At 68.1% G+C, this 20,390-nt stretch carries 17 protein-coding genes; 6 read left to right on the forward strand and 11 right to left on the reverse strand.

Annotated elements, in window-relative coordinates:
• Window positions 1-342: 342 nt before the first annotated feature.
• Window positions 343-3,027 carry an aconitate hydratase AcnA gene (gene acnA / locus AACX88_RS09910; protein ID WP_339392842.1) on the reverse strand — a complete coding sequence of 895 codons (2,685 nt, stop codon included), beginning with the start codon at window positions 3,025-3,027 and terminating at the stop codon, window positions 343-345.
• A gap of 293 nt (window positions 3,028-3,320) precedes the next feature.
• Here acnA and AACX88_RS09915 point away from each other — a divergent pair, with 293 nt between their 5' ends.
• Window positions 3,321-3,515, forward strand: a complete 195-nt coding sequence (locus tag AACX88_RS09915) for a hypothetical protein (RefSeq protein ID WP_339392843.1) — start codon at window positions 3,321-3,323, stop codon at window positions 3,513-3,515.
• A gap of 93 nt (window positions 3,516-3,608) precedes the next feature.
• Here the strand turns inward: AACX88_RS09915 and AACX88_RS09920 are convergent, their stop codons facing one another.
• The gene (locus AACX88_RS09920) at window positions 3,609-4,997 is read right to left on the reverse strand and encodes a class I SAM-dependent RNA methyltransferase (RefSeq protein ID WP_339392844.1); all 1,389 of its coding nucleotides are present in this window, start codon (window positions 4,995-4,997) and stop codon (window positions 3,609-3,611) included.
• A 1-nt stretch (window position 4,998) separates the two neighbouring features.
• Complete coding sequence (locus AACX88_RS09925) at window positions 4,999-6,909, reverse strand: APC family permease (RefSeq protein ID WP_339392845.1); 1,911 nt, start codon at window positions 6,907-6,909, stop codon at window positions 4,999-5,001.
• A gap of 138 nt (window positions 6,910-7,047) precedes the next feature.
• Between AACX88_RS09925 and AACX88_RS09930 the strand changes: the two genes are divergently transcribed.
• Both AACX88_RS09930 and AACX88_RS09935 read left to right on the forward strand, forming a co-directional pair.
• Window positions 7,048-7,722 (forward strand): potassium channel family protein, encoded by a 675-nt coding sequence (locus AACX88_RS09930; RefSeq protein ID WP_339392846.1) that lies wholly within the window; start codon window positions 7,048-7,050, stop codon window positions 7,720-7,722.
• Window positions 7,719-8,384, forward strand: coding sequence for a potassium channel family protein (locus AACX88_RS09935; RefSeq protein ID WP_339392847.1), 666 nt, complete (start codon window positions 7,719-7,721; stop codon window positions 8,382-8,384). Before AACX88_RS09930 ends, AACX88_RS09935 begins: the two co-directional genes overlap by 4 nt.
• 114 nt (window positions 8,385-8,498) lie before the next feature.
• Here the strand turns inward: AACX88_RS09935 and AACX88_RS09940 are convergent, their stop codons facing one another.
• From AACX88_RS09940 to dut, 3 genes are read right to left on the reverse strand one after another with little or no spacing between them, the layout of a single operon-like run.
• Entirely contained in the window at window positions 8,499-8,873 is a 375-nt protein-coding gene (locus AACX88_RS09940; protein ID WP_339392848.1) for a single stranded DNA-binding domain-containing protein, read from the reverse strand.
• A 5-nt stretch (window positions 8,874-8,878) separates the two neighbouring features.
• Window positions 8,879-9,730 carry a DUF3710 domain-containing protein gene (locus AACX88_RS09945; protein ID WP_339392849.1) on the reverse strand — a complete coding sequence of 284 codons (852 nt, stop codon included), beginning with the start codon at window positions 9,728-9,730 and terminating at the stop codon, window positions 8,879-8,881.
• 6 nt (window positions 9,731-9,736) lie between these two features.
• The gene (dut, locus tag AACX88_RS09950) at window positions 9,737-10,210 is read right to left on the reverse strand and encodes a dUTP diphosphatase (protein WP_339392850.1); all 474 of its coding nucleotides are present in this window, start codon (window positions 10,208-10,210) and stop codon (window positions 9,737-9,739) included.
• 65 nt (window positions 10,211-10,275) lie between these two features.
• Between dut and AACX88_RS09955 the strand changes: the two genes are divergently transcribed.
• Window positions 10,276-10,731 carry a DUF3093 domain-containing protein gene (locus AACX88_RS09955; RefSeq protein WP_339392851.1) on the forward strand — a complete coding sequence of 152 codons (456 nt, stop codon included), beginning with the start codon at window positions 10,276-10,278 and terminating at the stop codon, window positions 10,729-10,731.
• Window positions 10,732-10,828: 97 nt separating this feature from the next.
• Here the strand turns inward: AACX88_RS09955 and AACX88_RS09960 are convergent, their stop codons facing one another.
• Window positions 10,829-11,128, reverse strand: coding sequence for a DUF4193 domain-containing protein (locus AACX88_RS09960; protein ID WP_009376994.1), 300 nt, complete (start codon window positions 11,126-11,128; stop codon window positions 10,829-10,831).
• Between the two features lie 290 nt (window positions 11,129-11,418).
• Between AACX88_RS09960 and AACX88_RS09965 the strand changes: the two genes are divergently transcribed.
• Entirely contained in the window at window positions 11,419-11,658 is a 240-nt protein-coding gene (locus tag AACX88_RS09965) for a hypothetical protein (RefSeq protein ID WP_339392852.1), read from the forward strand.
• A gap of 138 nt (window positions 11,659-11,796) precedes the next feature.
• On the opposite strand, the gene AACX88_RS09970 is transcribed toward AACX88_RS09965, so the two are convergent.
• Window positions 11,797-12,906: a ferrochelatase gene (locus AACX88_RS09970; RefSeq protein WP_339392853.1), complete on the reverse strand. Its 1,110-nt coding sequence runs from the start codon at window positions 12,904-12,906 to the stop codon at window positions 11,797-11,799.
• Window positions 12,907-13,074: 168 nt separating this feature from the next.
• On the opposite strand from AACX88_RS09970, the gene sepH reads away from it, so the two are divergent.
• Window positions 13,075-14,184: a septation protein SepH gene (gene sepH / locus AACX88_RS09975; protein WP_339392854.1), complete on the forward strand. Its 1,110-nt coding sequence runs from the start codon at window positions 13,075-13,077 to the stop codon at window positions 14,182-14,184.
• On the opposite strand, the gene cydC is transcribed toward sepH, so the two are convergent.
• Genes cydC through AACX88_RS09990 form a run of 3 tightly spaced genes read right to left on the reverse strand, consistent with a single transcriptional unit; the run spans window position 14,159 to window position 20,303 of the window.
• A complete protein-coding gene (cydC, locus tag AACX88_RS09980; RefSeq protein ID WP_339392855.1) occupies window positions 14,159-17,698 on the reverse strand; it encodes a thiol reductant ABC exporter subunit CydC in 3,540 nt (1,179 codons plus the stop codon). The two genes, sepH and cydC, sit on opposite strands and share 26 nt — an antisense overlap.
• Complete coding sequence (gene cydB, locus AACX88_RS09985) at window positions 17,695-18,717, reverse strand: cytochrome d ubiquinol oxidase subunit II (protein WP_339392856.1); 1,023 nt, start codon at window positions 18,715-18,717, stop codon at window positions 17,695-17,697. The genes cydC and cydB overlap by 4 nt, the downstream gene beginning before the upstream one ends.
• Before the next feature lie 14 nt (window positions 18,718-18,731).
• On the reverse strand, window positions 18,732-20,303 hold the full coding sequence (locus AACX88_RS09990) for a cytochrome ubiquinol oxidase subunit I (protein ID WP_422614428.1): 1,572 nt from the start codon (window positions 20,301-20,303) through the stop codon (window positions 18,732-18,734).
• Window positions 20,304-20,390 lie beyond the last annotated feature (87 nt).

Raw genomic sequence — 20,390 nt, forward strand, 5'->3', positions numbered from 1 at the left:
CAACGCACCCTGCGTTAAGCGCGGGAAGAACCCCCACCTCGGCGAACGTCCGCAGCAACACACACCACCCGGGGCTCCACTCACCACCCGGAGCACCACAACCTCGGTGGCGCTCCGCATCTCCTACCCGCAGCTCCACACACCACCCGTGCACAGGTGGTTTATGTCGCTAAGCATGACGGTTGCGATCGTGCGCCCGCCACAGGCCCACCCCGCCGAGGCGGTCGTCCGTCCCAGCGTCAGCCCGCCGAGCCCAGGGGTTGCGTTCCATCACGCCGCCCGCACACGCGAACGTCCCCCGCCCGGGCCAAGGGCCTGGACGGGGGACGTCGGTGGAGCGGATCAGGCAGTCGCGAGCTGGCGCAGCACGTACTGGAGGATGCCGCCGTTGCGGTAGTAGTCGGCCTCACCCGGGGTGTCGATGCGGACCACGGCGTCGAAGTCGACGGTCGTGCCGTCGTCCTTGGTCGCCGTCACCTTGACGGTCTTCGGGGTCGTGCCCTCGTTGAGCTCGGTGACACCGGAGATCGAGAAGGTCTCGGTGCCGTCGAGGCCCAGCGACTCGGCCGATTCGCCGACGGGGAACTGCAGCGGCAGGACGCCCATGCCGATGAGGTTCGAGCGGTGGATGCGCTCGAAGCTCTCAGCGATGACCGCGCGGACTCCGAGCAGCTTCGTGCCCTTGGCTGCCCAGTCGCGCGAGGATCCCGAACCGTACTCCTTGCCGCCGAGGACGACGAGCGGAATGCCCGCCGCCTGGTAGTTCACCGAGGCGTCGTAGATCGTCGTCTGCGGACCGTCGGCCTGCGTGAAGTCACGCGTGAAGCCGCCCTGGACTCCGTCGAGGAGCTGGTTCTGCAGGCGGATGTTGGCGAACGTGCCGCGGATCATCACCTCGTGGTTGCCGCGACGCGAGCCGTAGGAGTTGAAGTCCTTGCGCTCGACGCCGTGCTCGACGAGGTACTTGCCGGCCGGGGTGTCGGCCTTGAACGAACCTGCGGGCGAGATGTGGTCGGTCGTCACCGAGTCGCCGAGCTTCGCGAGCACCCGGGCGCCCTCGATGTCGGTGACCGGAACGGTCTCGAGCGTCATGCCGTCGAAGTAGTTCGGCTTGCGCACGTACGTCGAGTTCTCGTCCCACTCGAAGATCGCACCCTCGGGCGTCTGCAGCGCCTGCCAGCGCTCGTCACCGTCGAAGATCCGACCGTACTCGGTGTCGAACATGTCCGTCGAGATCGAGGAGTCGATGACCGACTGGACTTCCTCCGGCGACGGCCACAGATCCTTGAGGTAGACGTCGACGCCCTCGGAGTCCTTGCCCAGGGGCTGGTTCTCGAAGTCGAAGTCCATCGTTCCGGCCAGCGCGTAGGCGATGACGAGCGGAGGCGACGCGAGGTAGTTCATCTTCACATCGGGGCTGATGCGGCCCTCGAAGTTGCGGTTGCCCGAGAGCACCGCGGTCACCGCGAGGTCGTTGTCCTGGATGGACTCGGAGATCTCCGCGTCGAGGGGACCGGAGTTGCCGATGCAGGTCGTGCAGCCGTAGCCGACGACGAAGAAGTTGAGCGCCTCGAGGTCCTCGATGAGCCCGGCCTTCGTGTAGTAGTCGGTGACGACCTTCGACCCCGGTGCGATCGAGGTCTTCACCCACGGCTTCGAGTTCAGTCCGCGCTTGCGGGCGTTGCGGGCGAGGAGGCCTGCCGCGAGCATGACCGAGGGGTTCGAGGTGTTCGTGCACGAGGTGATCGAGGCGATCGCGACGGCACCGTTGGCGAGTTCGAAGTTCCGTCCGTCACCGGTGGACACGGGCGCGGACTTCGACTCCTCGCCGGGGGCGGCGTAGTTGTGGATGTCCTTGGCGAACTGGTTCTTCGCATCCGTGAGCTCGATGCGGTCCTGCGGGCGCTTCGGTCCCGAGATCGAGGGCACGACCGTGGAGAGGTCGAGCTCGAGGTACTCGGAGTAGGCGACCTCGTTGGCCGGATCGTGCCACAGGCCCTGGGTCTTCGCGTAGTCCTCGACGAGCTGGATCTGCTCGGGCGAGCGACCCGTGAGCTTGAGGTAGTCGATCGTGACGTCGTCGATCGGGAAGATCGCGGCGGTCGAACCGAACTCGGGGCTCATGTTGCCGATCGTCGCACGGTTGGCCAGCGGCACCGAGGCCACGCCCTCACCGTAGAACTCGACGAACTTGCCGACGACGCCGTGCTGACGGAGCATGTCGGTGATCGTGAGGACGACGTCGGTGGCGGTCACGCCCGAGGGGATCTCCCCGGTGAGCTTGAAGCCGACGACGCGCGGGATGAGCATCGACACGGGCTGGCCGAGCATCGCGGCCTCGGCCTCGATGCCGCCCACGCCCCAGCCGAGCACGCCGAGGCCATTGACCATCGTCGTGTGCGAGTCGGTGCCGACGAGGGTGTCGGGGTAGGCGCGGAGGACTCCGCCGACCTCGCGCGGCATGACGACGCGGGCGAGGTATTCGATGTTGACCTGGTGGACGATGCCCATGCCCGGGGGGACGACCTTGAAGTCGTCGAAGGCGGTCTGGCCCCAGCGGAGGAACTGGTAGCGCTCGCCGTTGCGCTGGTACTCGATGTCCATGTTGCGCTCGATCGCATCAGCGGTGCCGAAGGCGTCGATCTGGACGGAGTGGTCGATGACGAGCTCGGCCGGGGCGAGCGGGTTGACCGTGTCCGGGTTGCCGCCGAGTTCGGCGACCTTCTCGCGCATCGTGGCAAGGTCGACGATGCAGGGCACGCCGGTGAAGTCCTGCATGACCACGCGGGCCGGGGTGAACTGGATCTCCGTGCTCGGGTCAGCGCTGGGATCCCACGAGGCGAGGGCCTTGATGTGGTCCTCGGTGATGTTGGCACCGTCCTCGGTGCGCAGCAGGTTCTCCAGCAGCACCTTGAGGCTGAACGGAAGCTTCTGCGACCCGTCGACCGCGTCGAGGCGATAGATCTCGTAGTCCGTATCGCCCACGGTCAGGGTGCTCTTCGATTTGAACGTATCGACGTTGCTCATCGTGATTCTCCTGTTTCATTCGACACTCATCCAAGAAACCGGGCACAGCCCTGCGCGCGCACCGATTTACGCGACACAAATGTTTCCAAAAGTATCTTGACGTCAAGATAAATTCTAGCGCATCGTCGTGCTCTTGACCACCTCGGCGAGTCGCCATTCGGACAGTGCGGAATCGGGTTTTCCTCCCCCGAGTCTCCGGTTCGCACGAGCGCGCGGACCGTGGTCGCGCGCCTACGCTGGAGGCAGATCCTCACACCGTCCGCCCCCTCGCAGGACCCGATCAAGGAGAGACCATGGATCCGTTCACCCTCGGCGCCGGCTTCGGCTTCGGCGCCCTGCTCGTCGGCATCATCTTCGCCGTCATCTGCAGCACCATCGCCAAGGAGAAGGGCCGCTCGGGCGGCTGGTGGGGGCTGTGGGGCTTCCTCACGACGTTCATCGCGCTCATCGTCCTGGTCCTCATCCCCCGCCGGTCCCGGGTGCACTGAGACCCACCCTCGCCGAGGCGGTCCCGGGACTGCGGTTCATCGCCGCCCCAGGTGCGCAGGGGTCCGCCGAGGCGGTCGCTGGGATCCTCTCGGTCACCGCCTGAGCACGGTGACCGTTTCGACGTGCGCGGTGAGCGGGAAGAGGTCGAGCCCCTCGAGGCTCTCGATCCCGTACCCGCCGGCGGTCAGCGCGGCGAGGTCGCGGGCGAGCGTGCCCGCATCGCATGAGACATAGACGATCGTCTCCGGACCCTCATCGATGAGACGTTCGGTCACGGCCGGACCGGCACCTGCGCGAGGCGGGTCGAGGAGGACGACGTCGGAGGCCGGCACGGGCACCGCATCGACGCGACCGGCGGCGAACTCGGCATCGATGCCCACCGCATTCGCGCGTGCGTGCTCGATCGCCGGTCCCACTCCTTCGACCCCGTACAGCGACGCTCCGGTCGCCGCTGCGGCGCCGATGCCGAGGAGCCCGACCCCGCAGTAGAGGTCGGTGATGGTGCGCACATCGCTCGGCAGGGCAGCAGTGACAGCACTGCTCAGCAGTCCGGGGGCGGCCCGGTGCACCTGCCAGAACCCGTCGGCGGAGACCCGGAAGTCCCGTCCGCCCACGGTCTCGAGGAGGCTGTCCTGTCCACGGACGACGCGCAGTCCGCGATACTCATTCCCGCCTCGGCGGGCGACGCGGTGCCGACGACCGCGACCCCTGCCTCGGTCGCCGCCTCGGCGGGCGGTCGAGCGCGCCGGTGCGCTGGACCCGGTGAGCAGCGACCAGTCGGCCGGCAGCCGGGCCGCGAAGTCCTCCAGTGCCGCCGCCTCGACCGCGCCGCGGACGATGACGGCCCCCGACTCCCCCGCCGAGGCGAACTCGACGCGATCGGCACCGCGCAGACGCAGCGAGCGCAGGTCCACCTCGGCGATGGGATCGACGGCGAGCGGAGCGGAACTCACGGCGACGACGTCGTGGCTGCGGGCCCGGAGCATGCCGAGCGCACCATCGGGGCCGACGGCGAGCTGGACACGGGTGCGCCAGTCCATGCCCGTCGTCTCCCCCGGCGCCGCGGCGACGCTCACCTCACGTTCGATGCCGCCGATGCGCTCGAGCTGATCGGCGATGACGCGGGCCTTGAGCTCACGACTGTGGGCGAGGTCGACGTGGGCGTACTCCATGCCCCCGAAGAGGACATCCCCGGCAGACTCCTCTGCGGCTCGGCCGGAAGGGTCGACCGCCTCGGCGAGGAGACCGGCGCGCCGGTCGGGCACCCGGTGGGGCGAGGGTTCGAGCACCTCGGTCACCTCGGCCCGGAGCACCTTCCCCGGCCCCGGCACGGTGCGGGCCCGGACGAGTTCGCCGGGCAGGGCATCGGAGACGAAGACGACGCGGCCCTCGGTCCGGGCGATGAAGGCACCTCCGGCGGCAGGACCCTCGATGCGCAGACGGAGGTCCTCCCCGCTGGGATGTTCGGGGTGGGCGGTCATCTCATACCTGTCCGTAGAGGGGGAGCTCGGAGTCGGGGCCGTTGCCGCGGTGCTGGCGCGAGAACGACCGCAGCCGCCACGGCACGGAGACGACGACGACGTTGGGCACGAGCAGCAGCCTGGTGCGCAGCTTGATGGCGACCTGGTTGTGGAGGATGTGCTCCCACCAGCGGCCGACGATGTACTGCGGGATGTAGACGATGACGAGGTCGCGCGGGGAACGCCGGCGGATCGCGAAGACGTGCGCGAGCAGCGGCCGGACGAGTTCGCGGTACGGGGAGGCGAGCACCGTGAGCGGCACAGGCAGCTCCATCTCATTCCACCTCCGCTGCAGCTTCTCAGCGGCCTCCTCGTCGACGGCGACGGTGACGGCCTCGAGCTGGCTCGAGCGGGTCACCCTCGCATACGCCAGCGCCCGCAGGGTGGGCTTGTTGATGTCGTTGACCACGACGATCGCGTGCGTGTTCGACGGGATCGTACGCGAGTCGATCTCCGCGTCGGGGGCGAGTTCGCTCGCGACCCGCGCATAGTGGCGGTGGATGGCGCCCATGACGATGAAGAGCACAGCCATCGCGGCGACCGCGATCCACGCGCCGGCGAGGAACTTCGAGACGATGACGACGATGAGGACGCCCGCGGCGATGATGCAGCCGGCGCCGTTGATGAGTCGGTTGACCCGCATCCGCAGCCGCGCCTTCGGGTCGATGACCAGACGCAGCCGCTTGTTCCAGTGGAGCACCATGCCCAGCTGACCGACGACGAAGCTCGCGAACACGCCGACGAGGTAGAGCTGGATGAGGGTCGTCGCCGAGGCGCGGGTGGCGATGACGAGGACGATCGCGGCGACGGCGAGGAGGAGGATGCCGTTGGAGAACGTCAGCCGGTCGCCCTTGCTCGCAAGCTGCCGCGGCAGGAACCCGTCGCGGGCCAGGCGGGAGGCCAGACCCGGGAAGCCCTCGACGGCGGTGTTCGCCGCGACGATGAGGACGAGGGCGGCGACGAGGACGACGATGAAGAACATGATCGGGGTGTCGGCGAAGATCGTGTGGGCGAGCTGCCCGAGCACGGGCTCCTGCTCGTACTCCGCGGACACCGGGCTGCCGTCGGCGCGGACGAGGTAGAGGTGCGGGTCGTCGACGTACTTCACCCCCGTCACCGAGGCGAGGTACGTCAGCCCCGTGAGCATGATCGCGGCGAGGAACCCGGAGAGGACGAGCGTGTTGCCCGCGTTCTTCCCGCGCGGCTTCTCGAACGCGGGCACCGCGGTGGCCACGGTCTGGACGCCGGCGAGGGCGACCGAACCGGAGGAGAACGCGCGCAGGACGATGAGGACCGTGGCCAGTCCCAGGGTCGCCTGGTTGGTCACGGCGTCGTGGACGATCGTGTAGTCCGCGGTCTCCGCCTGTGGGACGTCGCCGAGGGCGACCATGACGAGGCCCACGATCATCGTGAGGAAGACCGCGCCGAGGAAGAGGTACGTGGGGATCGCCAACAGCACGGGCCTGGCCCGCGAACCGCGCAGACCGAGCAGGGAGATGACGACGATGCCGACGATCGCCACCGGCACCCGGTAGGGGGCGAGCAGCGGGAAGGCCGTGGTGATGTAGGCGGCGAAGACCGTCATCGACACGGCAAGGGTGAGCACGTAGTCGACGAGGAGGGCGGCGGCGACGATGAGTCCGGCCTTGGACCCGAGGTTCTTCGACGCGACCTCGTAGTCGCCGCCCCCGGACGGGTAGGCGCGGACGTTGAGCCGGTAGCACGCGACGATGACGAGGATGACCGCGCCGACGGCGATGCCGATCCACGGGGCCGCCGTGATCGAGACCAGCGTCGTCAGCGACAGGGCGAGGAGGATCTCGTCGGGGGCGTACGCGACCGAGGAGAGCATGTCCGAGGCGAAGACGGGCATGGCGATGCGCTTCTTGAGCGCAGGCGCTCGCCTGTCCTCACTGCGGAACGGCCGTCCAACGAGTAGTCTTTTGACGGCATCAGAAAAACTGCTGGCCACGAGCACCAATGGTAGAGCACATGCCAAGAAGGGATACCCATGCACTTCGTCATCATGGGCTGCGGCCGAGTCGGAGCAACGCTGGCCAAAGCACTCGATGGCAATGGTCACTCGGTCGCCGTCGTCGACCGTGACCCCGACGCCTTCCTCAAGCTCGGACCCGACTTCAAGGGTGCGACGATCACGGGCCTCGGCTTCGACCGGGAGACCCTCACCCAGGCCCGCACCGCCGATGCCTTCGCCTTCGCCGCCGTCTCGAGCGGAGACAATTCCAACATCCTCGCCGCGCGTGTCGCCCGGGAGACCTTCGGGGTGCCCAATGTCGCCGCCCGGATCTACGATCCCGACAGGGCCCAGGTCTTCGAACGTCTCGGCATCCCCACCGTCCCGACGGTGCGGTGGACGGCAGAGCAGGTGATGCGCAAACTCGTCCCGCAGGGGTCGATCACGGAGTACCGGGAGCCCTCGGGCAACCTCGTCCTCGCAGAGGTCCACCTCGACCCCGGCTGGGTGGCCCGACCGATCGAGGAGATCGAAGAGGCCACCGGGGCCAGGGTCGCCTACGTCACCCGCCTGTCCGAGGGCATCGTCGCCGCCGACGACCTGCTCATCCAGGACGGCGACCTCGTCCACATCATGTGCCCGGTCGACCGCCTCGCCGAGATCGAACGCATCCTCGACAAGCCCGTGACCGCCAGGGAGGAAGAAGAATGAGAGTCGTCATCGCCGGCGCCGGATCCGTCGGCCGCTCCGTGGCCAGGGAACTGCTCGACAAGAACCACGACGTGCTGCTCATCGACCAGAGCAAGGAGGCCCTCGGGCACGAGAAGATCCCGGGCGCCCAATGGCTGCTCTCCGATGCGTGCGAGCTCTCCGGCCTCGGTGAGGCTCACCTCGAGGAGGCCGACGTCGTCGTCGCAGCGACCGGTGACGACAAGACCAACCTCGTCCTGTCCCTGCTCGCGAAGACCGAGTTCGGGGTCCCGCGCACCGTCTCGCGCGTGAACAACCCGAAGAACGAATGGCTCTTCGACGACAACTGGGGCGTCGACGTCGCCGTGTCCACGCCGAGGCTGATGACCGCGCTCGTCGAAGAGGCCGTCGAGGTGGGCGGGCTCGTCCACCTCATGAGCTTCGAACGCGGGCAGGCCGGGCTCATGGAGTTCACCGTCAACGAGACCTCCGAGCTCGTGGCCTCCCGGATCGGCAGCATCAGCTTTCCCGTCGACACCGTGCTCGTCGCCGTCATCCGCAATGCGAGGGCGTTCGCTCCGAGCCCCGACGACGTCATCGAGGCAGGCGACGAGCTCTTCTTCCTCTCCTCGCCCGATCAGCAGTCGGCGCTGCTCAGCCTGCTCCAGGCCACCGCGAAATGAGCTGAGACCCGAGCCCGCAGACGACGCAGCCGTGACCTCACTGGTCACGGCTGCTCTGCTATTCAGTGTCGACGTGCACCTGCGGAGGATGTGTTCGTCGCGTGCGCGGGGTCGTCAGTCGTGGTCGTCGCGGGCCGCGACGAGTTCGTAGACCGGGTTGTAGGCCCGCAGCACCCCGTCGCGGTCGCAGAAGCGGCCTTCCAAGACGATGAGCGCCCCGGGCTTGACGCCGCTGATCTCCCGGCGTCCGAGGAACTGCGCCTCGACGTCGCCGGTGCCGTCGGAGACGGTGATCGTCAGTCGCGGATTGTCCAGGTTCGTCGACCGGGTGAGTGCGCTGACAACGCCGGCCACCCTCACACTCGACCGGGCAGGGACCGTGTCGATGCACGAGACGCCGGGGATCTGGCTGGCGGTGCGCAGATCCTCACGGGCGTCGTCGTCGCGGGAGCCGAAGCCGTGGGAGAGACGGGAGATGAGTCCGTGCATCGGAATCAGCGGACCTCGGTGATCTCTGGTCCGCGGGCGAAGGGGTTGATGTCCTCGGTCTCGTCCGCGGTCTCCTCGGCGGCCTCGACCTCGGGGGCGGTGAGGACGATGAGTTCGCGGGGAGCCATCGCCTCGCTTCCGCGGTCGACGACGACGCCGCGGACGAGGGCGCTGAGTTCGGCCCGCACCTCGGTGTCGGTGACGGCCTTGCCGGAGAACACGGCGCGGATGAACCACCGGGGCCCGTCGATGCCGGCGAAGCGCATCGCGCGCTTGCTCGGGCGGCCGTCCTCGCTCTTCGCGGGCACCTCGACGGCGAGTTCGCGGCCGAGGCCGGTGTGCAGCTCCGTGCACTCCCCGCCCTGGGATTCGACGCTCGTGGTCAGCTGCTGGCGCACCGTGTTCCACAGCCCTTCGGACCGGGGGGTCGCGAACGCCTGGAGCTGGACTCCGCCGCCGTCGTGGATGAGGGTCACGGCGAGCACCCGCTCGGATTCGTCGTCGGTGTCGAGACGGATCTGCATGCCGTCGACGACGGGGACCTTGAGCGCGCCGAGGTCGAGGCGATTGAGCTCGGGGTAGTCCTCGGCCGCATCGAACGGACCCTTCTCGGCCCGGTCGAAGGGAGCGGACTTCTCGAGCATCTCGTCCTCGTCGAGATCCTCGGGGTCGACCTCGGTCTCATCGACCGTCAACGTGTCATCGCTGTCGTCGGAGGCGTCATCGCCGACGCTGCTGTCGGAGAGTTCGGTCTCATCGACCTCGGTCTCATCGACCTCGGTCTCATCGACCTCGGTCTCGTCGACCTCTGCGGTCTCGTCGGTGCTCTTCTTGGAGAATCGTGAAAACAGTCCCATGGTCCTTCACTCCACTGTATTGCCGAGGCCGGACACGACTCCACCGGTGGAGCCGAAGCCGCCGACGCCGCGATCGCTGTCGTCGAGGCTCTCGACGACGCGGAAGTCGGCCTGTCTGACCTCTTGGATGATGAGCTGGGCGATGCGGTCTCCGCGGGAGATGCGCATCGGCACCGTCGGGTCGAGGTTGATCAGCGGCACCTTGATCTCACCGCGGTATCCGGAGTCGATGGTCCCCGGCGCGTTGACCACGGTCACCCCGTGCCTGCTCGAGAGACCCGAGCGGGGGTGGACGAAGCCCGCATGTCCGGCGGGCAGTGCGATCGCCACTCCGGTGGGCACGACTCTGCGCTCGAAGGGTTCGAGCGTGAAGTCGATCGCGGAGCACAGGTCCGCTCCTGCGTCCGATGCGTGCGCGTAGTTCGGCGGGGTCATACCCTCGTCGACGAGTGTAATGTCGATCTGCAAGCCTTCTGTCACAAGGATGCACTCTAGTCCCCCAGCCTGAACGCTTCAAAAACCTGCCCTGTGGGACAATGGAGCACATGGCTCAGACTCATACCGAACCGCAGGTCGCCTACCAGGAGAAGGTGCGCCCCTCCGTCGGCGCGTGGGTGCTCGTCGCGATCGGCGCAGGCTCCACGGCCCTCATGGTCCTTCCCGTGTGGACGCTCGGCGCCTTCGTCCTGCCCGTCATCACCTTCGCGCTCCTGGGCTGGTGGATGCGGTCCCTGACCGTGACGATCATCGTCACCGCACAGAGGCTCTACGTCGGCGAGGCCCATATCGACCGCGCCTTCATCTCCGCTGCCCGGGCACTGGACACCGAGGCGGCCCGCACCGCCAGCGGCACCGGCCTCGACGCCCGTGCCTTCCTCGTCACCCGCCCGTGGGTGAAGACGTCCGTGCGCATCGACATCGACGATGTCAACGACCCCACTCCGTACTGGCTCGTCTCGAGCCGTCACCCGCGCGAACTCGCCGCCGCCCTCGGGTCCTGACGATCCTGCGGGCGCGGCTGCCTCAGCCCGGACGGACTCCCCCGGGAAACGAAAACGCGCCCCGGAAGGGCGCGTTCGTGACGTCGTGAAGTGAGGCTCAGCCTGCGCAGTCGGTGCAGATGAGAATTCCGCCCTCATCGCTGGCCAGCTGCGAGCGGTGACGGACGAGGAAGCACTCCATGCACGTGAACTCGTCGTTCTGCTTCGGCAGCACGCGGACGGAGAGCTCTTCGTTCGACAGATCGGCACCCGGGAGTTCGAACCCTTCGGCCGCCGCCGTCTCGTCCTCGTCGATCTTGCTTGCCTGCGCCTGCGAGCGCTGCGCCTTGAGCTGCTCGATCGAGTCGCTCTTGATTTCGTCGTCGTGCTTGCGAGGTGCGTCGTAATCGGTTGCCATATGGCCTCATCGCTCTCTGTCGGGTGTGCTGAAAAGGAGATTCAGCCCCTGTCGCCTATCGTGTCCCCAGCATTGTGCACTGTATGGTACCCATTGGCAAGGGCAGATGATACCCTGTCGCAGTGATTCTCGTCACCATGTGACGGACACACATACGACTCTCGAAAAGCTCTGCGACAATGCAGAAGCCGATGCTGTGCGTGCGCGCCGGTCTCGGAGAGCTACGAACACACGTCGGCGATGACTCAACCCCATCCCCGACCGCCTATCCCCGGAAGGACGGATGCACGATGAGTGAATTCGCAGACCAGCTGGACAGCAGGATCGACGATGTTCGTCACCGCTTACAAGACGCCAGGTCCGCCGGAGACGACTACCTCGTCGAGAACCTCATCGACGACCTCGAGAACCTCCTCGAACTCGCCGATCGCAACGATGTCGACACCGGACCCATCGTCGAGGTCATCAAGGCCGAAACCGGCGCTCTGCCGATCATCCCGGAACCCGAGGATCCGCGCATCCAGGGCTGACGCCCGCCGAGGCGGCAGCACAGAAGGCGGGAGCCCTCCGAAATCGGAGGGCTCCCGCCTTCGTTCGTGCGCGGCGCGGCCGGTCGGCTCAGGCCCGCGCCCAGTCCGCTGCCTCAGGCACTCGCTCGGTCGATCACCTCAGGCACTCGCCCAGTTCGGCAGGGTGGGCTTCTCGACGCGTCCGCGGCAGCACGCGATGCTGCAGGCCCCGCTGCCTGGGCTCAAAGCCGTCGTCCCGGCGATCGCCGGTGTCTCGACGCTGACTCCGCTCAGCTGCGCGATGCGCTCCTCGACGAGGTCGACGAGACCGGCGACGAAGGTCGGGTGCGTGCCGACCGTGGCCACTCGGGTGAACGCGAGTCCGAGTTCGGCCGCGGTCTCCTTCGCCTCGGTATCGAGGTCGAAGGCGACCTCCATGTGGTCGGAGATGAAGCCGATGGGCACGAGGACGACCCCGGTGACGCCCGCCTCGGCGAGCTCTGTCATGCGGTCGTTGACGTCGGGTTCGAGCCACGGCACCGACGGCGGGCCGGACCGGGAGCAGTAGACGAGTTCGGAGGGCAGCCGCTGCCCGTCGTCGAGGCGCTCGAGCAGCCAGCCCATGAGCTCCTCGTGCTGCGCCTGGTAGCCGACGGTCGAGGTCGCCGAGGCGTCCTGCATGACGTCGGGGATCGAATGGGTGACGAAGAGGATGCGGTGGCGTTCGGGATCGAGCTCGCCGACCTGGGCGGCGAAGTCGGCCATCCCCTCGGTGAGCAGGGCGGCGCACGCCTCCGCATAGCCGGGGTGGTTGTAGAACTGGCGGATCTTGTCGAAGCTCACCTCGACCCCCTCCTCGGCGAGGGCGGTCACGGTGCCCGCGAAGTCCTCGCGGTACTGCCGGCACGAGGAGTACGACGAGTACGCGGAGGTGTCGATCGCGAGAAAGCGGCTGCGGCCGTCGGCCGCCTCGGCGCGGGCGACGTCGGTGAGGTACGGGGCCCAGTTCCGGTTGCCCCACACGAGCGGAAGGTCGAGGTCACGGCGGGCGAGCTCGTCGCGCAGTGCGGCCAGCAGGGCCTTGTTCTGGTCGTTGATCGGGGACTTGCCGCCGAACCCGTAGTAGTGCTCACCGACCTCCACGAGCCTCTCCTCGGGGATGCCGCGTCCCGCGGTGACGTTCTTGAGGAAGGGGACCACCTCCTCGGGAGATTCCGGTCCGCCGAAGGACATGAGGACGATGGTGTCGATGGGAGCTGTCGTATTCACGACAGCGATTTTACAGGCTGTAGAGATCCCCTGCCCGTTGTCCGCACCCTGAGCGGAAACGACTCACGGGCGGCCCGGATTTCGCGACTCGCGAGGAAATCTGCGGGCCTGCGCGGCCTGGACGTGACACGATGCAGGGTGAGACGCGATGACAAGGAGCGAAGGCGAATGCGTGAACTGATCTTGCACGGGGTCGACGCCGACGGCACCCATCTGCTCCTCGGCGATGACTCCGGGGCGCAGTACCGATTGGCAATCGACGAGTCGCTCTATGCGGCTGTGCGCAGGGACAGGGCCGTGGTGCGCTCCGACGCGCCCGTGCGCCCCCGCGACATCCAGGCGATGATCCGCGGCGGAATGAGCGCCGAGGAGGTCATCGCGGCCACCGGTGCCGACGCCGAGCAGGTCCGCACCTACGAACGCCCGGCGCTGGCCGAACGCGCCCACATGGCGCACACCGCGAGCCGCCACCCCATCTACTCCGACCACGACCCCAACGGGGATCCGACCCCGCTCGTCGAACTCGCCCAGACGCGCCTGGCGATGCGCGACGTCGACATCGAGACGATGGACTGGGATGCGTGGAAGCAGCAGGACGGCAACTGGTATGTGGAGCTGAGCTTCATCGCCGCCGACCGCAAGCGCACCGCCGGCTGGAACTACTACCGCGGCTCGCTCACCGCCCTCGACGACGAGGCGAAGTGGCTGGCCGACTCCGGCCCGACGGACACCGGTCCGATCCCCGGCTACAGCTCCAACGGGTCCCGCCGGACGACCGAGGAGATCGAGACTCCGCAGGCGGAGGCTCCCGCCGAGGCGCGGACTGAGCGTCCCGCCACGCTCAGCGACCATCAGGCCGAGACCGGCCGCATCCTGGAGAACCTGCGCCGCCGTCGCAGCCGCTCCGAGGACGACGACGAGCCGCGGGGACGCCTGCGCGCGGTCACCGAGGATCCCGAGACGCACCCGCAGGGCGCCCACAACGCTCCGGGACGTCCCGAGGACGCCACCGATGACGAGGTCATCGCCCTCGAGGATCGCGCTTCGGCCTCCTCCTCGGGCTCCGGTGACGACGGTGCCTCCGGTGACGACGAGCAGGAGCCGACTCAGGAGGTCGGAACCTTCGACGACGACAACCAGCTCTCCCTGCTCAATGAGCCCGGCGTCAGCGACGGTGTCGATGCGCCCAAGGAGAGCGAGTCGCGGTCGAAGAAGAAGAGCAGCCGCGCCTCGATCCCCAGCTGGGACGAGATCATGTTCGGATCGAAGCGGGACTGACCTCGGCGCCGAGGCGGATCACCCGGTCGGCGGGCGCGATGAGGCTGCGATCGTGGGTGACCATGATGACCGTGCGATCGTTCAGGCTTGCGCGCAGATCGCCGATGAGGCGGTGCGCGGTCTCCGCATCGAGGTGAGCGGTCGGTTCGTCTAGGACGATAACCTCGGCGCCGGTGAGCAGCGTGCGCGCCACGGCGAGGCGCTGCCTCTCTCCGCCTGAGATCTCGGAGCCGTGGTCGCCGACCCAACGGTCGAGCCCGGCAGGCGTCGCCCAGTGTCCGAGTCCGGCCGCCCGCAGTGCCGCGAACATCGCCGCATCATCGGGGACCGTCCGTGAGGCCAGGGCGAGGTTGCCGCGCACCGTCGAGCGGAACACGTGTGCTTCCTGCGGGCACCACGCGACCCGACCGGCGAGCTCTTCGGGTCCGAGGTCGAGGACGTCGATGCGCTCTCCGCCCCTCTCCCCTGCCTCGTAGCTTCCCGCCCACGGGTCGAGGAAGCGCAGGAGGACGCTCACCGTCGTCGTCTTCCCGCTCCCGCTGTCACCGCACACGAGCGTCCACGCGGAGTCGTCGGCGGTGAGGTCGAGGTCCTCGAGCACGGGCACACCGTCCCAGCCGACCGTGATGTCGCTGAGTTCGAGGTCGGTGAGGGGCTCACGGGCCTGCGCCGAGTGGTCGATGCGCGTCACGTCGGGGTCAGACTCGGCCTCGGATTCGGCCTCGGCGACGGCGGTCCCGGGTTCGCCGGTGACCGGGGGCAGCCGGTCGAGGGCGATGCCGAGCGCCGGCATCTGCCGCCACGCCCCGAGCGCGGAGGCGAAGACATCGGCGAGGCCGAAGGTGATGAGGACGACAACGGCGAGGATCTCCGTCGCGGCGTTCGAGGTCAGGGCGATGACGATCGCCGCCAGCACCGTCGACGCCTCGATCCACAGCTGGGCGAGTCCGAGGTGGCGTGCCGAGGCCCGCTGTGCCGATTCGAGTTCGTCCTCTGCCGCGGCGAGACTGCGGCTCACGGCGGCATCGGCGCCGTTGGCCCGCAGATCGGCCTTCGCCGAGAGCGCACGGGTGAGCAGGGAGAGGATCCGGGCTCGACCGGAGTGGATGCGGGCCGACAGGGGCGCCTCGGCGCGGACGTAGACGAGCGGGACCACGACGACGTTGACGAGCGCGAGGAGCAGGAGGAACGGCACCGAGTTCGGGTCGAGGATCGCTGCGGCGATGATGACTGCGGTGACGACGAGCACGGTGACCACGGGTGGGAAGAGCGTGCGCGGCACGAGATCCCGGACCTCGTCGGCGTCGGCGACCATCGTCGTCAGGGCCGAGTCGGACGAGAGCATCTTCCGGTCGCTCATGCCCGCCCGCTCGAAGTGCGACCACAGCACCGTGCGCAGGCGCCCGAGCGAGCCGAAGACCGCCGAATGCAGATTGAGTCGGCTGGCGTAGAGGAGCACCGAGCGGCAGAGACCGAAGAAGCGGACGCCGACGATGGCGACGAGCAGGGTCATGATCGGCGGCCCGTAGGAGGCTTCGACGATGAGCCACGCGGAGACCGCGGTCAGGGAGATCGCGGCGAGGCTCGCCGCGCACGCGGTGAGCAGGGCGATGACCATCGTCCTGGTGAACAGAGGCAGGGTCGCGTGCAGCTTCCGCCAACGGTTGCCCCAGGTGTCCGGGTTCGCCGAGGCGGCCGGGAGCGGATGCTCAGGCGCGACGTTGTCGCTGCGGTGGACCGGGTCCATGACGGCTGAACCTGCGGAGACGTGCCCGGCCTCGGAGGCGGCAGTCGTCGCGACCGGTACGGGATCGGTGCCGATCCGGCCGGGGGCCGACGACCGGACTTCGGTCGGGACCGACGCGGTCGAGGACTGCCCGGCCGCGGACTGCCCGGCCGCGGAGACATCAGCCTCGACGGTGTCCCCGACGGAGGAGAGCACCGGGGTGATCGTGTCGTCGGCCAGCGCGAGGACCCGGGGATCATGGCTGGCGAGCACGACACGGGTGTGCGCGGCCGCCTCGGCGATCATGCTGATGATGATCTCGGCGTTGTCGTCGTCGAGGTGGGCGGTGGGTTCGTCGAGGACGAGGAGGTCGGCGTCGTCGCGCATCCGGGCGAGCAGACGCACGAGTGCCAGCCGGCGCAGCTGTCCGGGGCTGAGCGCCGCGGTCGCCGCGGACGTGTCGAGGGGCAGCCGAGCCGAGGCGAGGGCGGGGGCGGCCTCATGCTCGCCCACCCCGAAGGCTGCAAGCTCTTCGGCCACGGTCGTCCCAAAGGTCCGCGGGCTCTGCGGGACGAGGGCGGAGGGCACTGGGGCGATCGTCGTCTCGGCCCCGGCGGGCAGGCTGCCGGTGAGCGCGGAGAGCAGGGTCGTCTTGCCTGCGCCCGAGGGTCCGAGCACGGCGGTGATGCCGGGGGTCCTGGGCAGGTTCTCCGACCACGAGACACTCGTCCCGTCGGCGTAGACGACCCGATGATCGGCCTCGGCGGCGGTCGAAAGGGACCCGGCGGAGACCTCGGCAGGGCGGTCGGATCCGGCACCGTCAGCGTCGGAAGCAGCGTCGGAAGCAGACGTGTCGCCGTCTCCAGCCGTGTCACCGTCGGCGATGAGCGTCTGCGCCCGGTCGAAGGCCTCCCGACCGTTCTCGCTGGCATGGAATCCGGCGCCGAGCGCCCGCAGCGGGATGAAGCATTCGGGGGCGAGCAGCAGGGCGAGGAGTCCGGCGCTGAGATCCATCGACCCGGAGACGAGGCGGACGCCGATGACCACGGCGACCAGCGCCACGGAGATCGTGGCGATGAGTTCGAGGGCGAGACTCGAGAGGAAGGCGATGCGCAGCGTGGCCAGGCTCGCCGAATGGTAGTCCGAGCTCAGCCGGCGCAGGGTCCGGGCGTGCTCGCGGGAGCGCCCGAGGCCGATGAGGACGGGCAGGCCCTCGGCGAGTTCGGCGAGATGGTCCGAGAGCCTCTCGAGGGCGCGCATGCTCTGCTGCGTCGTCTCCTCGGTGTAGCGGCCGATGAGGACCATGAACAGCGGCACGAGCGGGAGGCAGGCGACGATGATGATCGCGGAGAGGACGTCGGCGAAGACGATGCGCACGAGCAGGACCACGGGCACGACCGCGGCCTGCGCGAGGGCGGGGACGACGGTGGTGAAGTAGTCGTCGAGGTCGTCGATGCTGCGGGTCACGGTGACCGCGGCCTTCGCCCGCGGCTGGCCGGGCCGGCGCATGAGGGCGCCGAGGATCCGGGCGCGCAGGCCCCGCTTCGTCTCAGCGGCCTGCGCGGTGCCCAGACTCTGATCGGCCCACAGGCTCGCCCCTCTCAGGCAGGCGCCGAGGACGCCGAGGACGACCCAGAGCGAGACGTCACCGAGGTCGAGGATGGTGCGCACGAGCGCCTCGGCGATGAAGACGATGCCGATCGCCCGGGCACCGGCGGAGGTGACTGCGAGAAGGAGCGACCTCCTGCCCCTGGGCAGGGACAGGAGGATCGACAACGGCGAGCTCACGAGCGGATCGCCACCGGCACCCGATGGGCGTCGGGGATGTGCGATTCGGTCAGCCTGCCGAGGAACTGGCGGTAGCTGTAGATCTGGTAGCCGAGGACGATCGGCAGGAAGATCACCGTGACGACGAGCATGACGCCGAGCGTGTAGTCCGAGGACGACGCGGTGGTCACGGTCAGCGAGAACGCCGGGTCGAGCGACGACGGCAGCACGTTCGGGTAGACGCCGGCGAACACGGAGGCCATTCCCGCGAGCAGGAAGAGCCCGTGGAGGAAGAACGCCCGCTTCTCGGCTCCGGCCCGAATCGAGACGTAGCCGGCGATGAGCGCTGCCAGCGCGATCCCGACCGGGATGACGAGCCAGGTGCGGCTGAAGATCGAGAGCGCGAACCAGATGAGCATCGGCACACCGCAGACGAGCATCGCCTTCGTCGCCCAGCGGCGCGCCTTCTCCCGCAGCTCGCCGTCGGTCTTCAGCGTGAGGAACAGCAGTCCGTGGACGAAGCAGAAGGTCACTCCGGCGAGACCGCCGAGGACGGCGGGCCAGCCGAACCACGCGAACGCTCCGCCCTCCATGTCGCCGTACTCATTGAGCGGGAGACCGGTGGTCGTGATGACGAGGAGCGCGCCGACGAGGAAGGCGGTGACGAACGAGCCGATGGCCATGGCCCACGTCCAGAACGTCAGCCACCTCTGCGAGTTGCCCTTGCCGCGGTATTCGATCGCCACGGCACGGAAGATCAGCCCGAGCAGGGCCAGGGTGAGCGGAATGTAGAGGGCGCTGAAGAGCGAGGCGTACCAATGCGGGAACGCTGCGAACATCGCCCCGCCGGCGGTGATCAACCACACTTCGTTGCCGTCCCAGACCGGACCGATCGAGTTGAGCAGGACGCGCTTGCCGCGCTCGTCCTTGGTGAAGATCGGCATGAGCATGCCGACGCCGAGATCGAAGCCGTCGAGGAAGAGGTATCCGATCCACAGGACTGCGATGAGGACGAACCAGATCGTCGCAAGAATCTCCATCTGTCTTCTCCTCCTCAGTACGCGAACGACAGCACGTCGTCGTCGTTTCCGGTGATCGTGGGCTTCTTGTTGGTCTCAGCGAGTTCGGGCATCGCCGAGGCGACACCTCCCCTGATGTACTTCGTCAGCAGCTTGAGCTCGACGACCATCAGACCTCCGTAGACGAGGGTGAGGCTGATCAGTGAGAACAGCAGCATCGCGGGTGTCACCTGCGGAGAGATCGCAGCTTGGGTGAACATGTACACCCCGTCGAGCTGAGCCGGGTTGGGGGCGACGACGAAGGGCTGGCGGCCCATCTCGGTGAACACCCAGCCGGCGGAGTTCGCGATGAACGGCGCGGTGATCGCCAGCAGCGCTCCCCGCATCATCCAGGCGGATGCGGGCACGGTGCCCTTGCGGGTGATCCACAGGGCCAGGGCGCAGACGCCGGCGGCGATGATGCCGAAGCCGATCATGGCGCGGAAGCCCCAGTAGGTGACGATCATGATGGGCTGGTAGTTGATCTCCTCGCCGGCCCTGTCGCCGTAGCGCGGATCATCGGGGATGGTCGTGCCGTAGCGCTCCTGGTATTCCGGCAGCAGGGTCGTCACGCCGTGGACGGGCGTGGTGAAGTCGCCCTTGGCGAGGAACGAGAGGAGACCGGGGATCTCGAGGACGTTCTGGACCTGCGAGCAGCTGTTCGACGCGGGGTCGCCGATCGTGAGCACGGAGAACTCGGTGCCGTCGTGGCATGCGCCCTCGGCCGAGGCCATCTTCATCGGCTGCTGCTCGAACATGAGCTTGGCCTGGACGTCGCCGGTGATCGCGACGCCGGCGAAGGCGATGATGCCGGTGATCGCGCCGATGCGCAGCGACTTGATCCACACCTTGTAGTCGATCTTGTCGCGGCCGGGGACGTCGGGGGCGGAGCCGACGACGACTCGACCGTCCTTGCCGACGGTGTCGATGCCGTCCTTGCGGCGCCGGTAGAGGTGGTACCAGGAGATGCCGACGAGGAAGCTGCCGCCGACGGCGACCGCGCCGAAGAGGGTGTGGGTGTAGGCCGCGATCGCGGTGTTGTTGCTCAGCACCGCCCAGACGTCGGTCATCACGGGTTTGCCGTCGACGAGTTCGACGCCGACGGGATGCTGCATCCACGAGTTCGCGACGATGATGAAGAACGCGGAGATCCACGAGCCGATGACCGCACACCACAGGACGGTCAGGTGCACGGGACGGCTGAGCTTGCCCCAGCCGAAGATCCAGAGTCCGAGGAACGTCGATTCGAGGAAGAAGGCGATGAGCGCCTCCATCGCCAGCGGAGCGCCGAAGACGTCGCCGACGAAGCGCGAGTACTCGCTCCAGGCCATGCCGAACTGGAACTCCTGGACGAGGCCGGTGACCACGCCCATGATGAAGTTGATGAGGTAGAGCTTGCCGAAGAACTTGGTCGCCCGCAGGTAGACCTCGTTGTCGGTCCGGTGATACATCGTCTGGAGGATCGCCACGAGCATGCCGAGCCCGAGCGTGAGGGGAACCATCCAGAAGTGATAGACCGTGGTGATGCCGAACTGCCAGCGACCGATGAGCACCGGGTCCAGTTCCATGGGCTTCTCCATTTCTGTCGTCGAGGGGAATATTTCTACAACACGTAGAATTCTACGCCTGGTAGAAGTCTGACAATCACCGTCTCA

The organism is Brevibacterium metallidurans, assembly GCF_037101285.1.
Taxonomy (GTDB): Bacteria; Actinomycetota; Actinomycetes; order Actinomycetales; family Brevibacteriaceae; genus Brevibacterium; species Brevibacterium metallidurans.